Source organism: Mycobacterium sp. IDUB_19, assembly GCF_055419445.1.
This window is the reverse complement of the sequence record NZ_JBVAXR010000170.1, coordinates 1-963: the sequence shown is the minus strand read 5'-3', so window position 1 is coordinate 963 and position 963 is coordinate 1. Positions and strand designations below refer to the sequence as shown.

2 protein-coding genes are annotated in these 963 nt (G+C 65.7%); both read left to right on the top strand.

Going from position 1 to position 963, the window contains the following annotated elements:
* A partial coding sequence (locus tag ACZY0B_RS27695; RefSeq protein ID WP_463767222.1) for an FAD-linked oxidase C-terminal domain-containing protein occupies positions 1-68 on the top strand: 68 nt, incomplete at its 5' end.
* Positions 68-963 (top strand): diacylglycerol kinase (locus tag ACZY0B_RS27690; RefSeq protein WP_463767414.1); only part of this gene is annotated, 896 nt, incomplete at its 3' end. The genes ACZY0B_RS27695 and ACZY0B_RS27690, both read left to right, overlap by 1 nt.

The following is a 963-nucleotide window of genomic DNA, read 5'->3' as shown; positions in this document are numbered from 1 at the left end:
TGTTGCGCGCGGTCAAGGCGACACTGGATCCGGCGGGAATCCTCAATCCCGGCAAGCTGATTCCGTGATGCAGCAGTTGCGCCGGCGCGAGATCGGCAAGGTGACCGCGCTGACCAATCCCCTTTCGGGGCACGGGACCGCCGTGCAAGCGGCGCAGGCCGCCATCACCAGGCTGCACGCTCGCGGTGTCGAGGTCGTCGAGATCATCGGCGACGACGCCGAAGACGCCCGCCATCTCGCAGCCGCGGCCATCGAGCGGGGCACCGACGCGCTGGTGGCCACCGGCGGCGACGGCGTCATCTCCAACGCTCTACAAGTGTTGGCGGGCACCGACATTCCGCTCGGCATCATCCCGGCGGGCACCGGCAACGATCACGCCCGTGAATTCGGTATTCCCACAAAGGATCCCGAGGCCGCCGCGGACATCGTCGCCGACGGCTGGACCCAAACCATCGACCTGGGCCGCATCCGCGATACGAAAGGTGTCGATAAGTGGTTCGGCACCGTGGCGGCCACCGGATTCGATTCCCTGGTGACCGACCGCGCCAACCGGATGAGCTGGCCGCATGGACGGCTGCGCTACTACGTCGCGATGCTCGCCGAGCTTTCGCAACTGCGGATGTTGCCGTTCCGCCTGGTGCTCGACGGCACCAAGGAGATCAACGCCGATATCACGCTGGCGGCATTCGGAAATACCCGAAGCTACGGCGGCGGGCTATTGATCTGTCCGAACGCCGATTACACCGACGGCCTGCTCGACATCACCATGGCCCACACCGCATCCCGGACGAAACTGGTCCGCCTCTTCCCCACCGTGATCAAAGGCACCCACGTCGAACTCGACGAGGTGACCACCGCGCGGGCGAAAACGATCCACGTCGAATGTCCCGGCATCAACGTCTACGCCGACGGCGACTTCGCCTGCCCACTACCCGCCGAACTCTCCGCAGTACCTGGCGCACT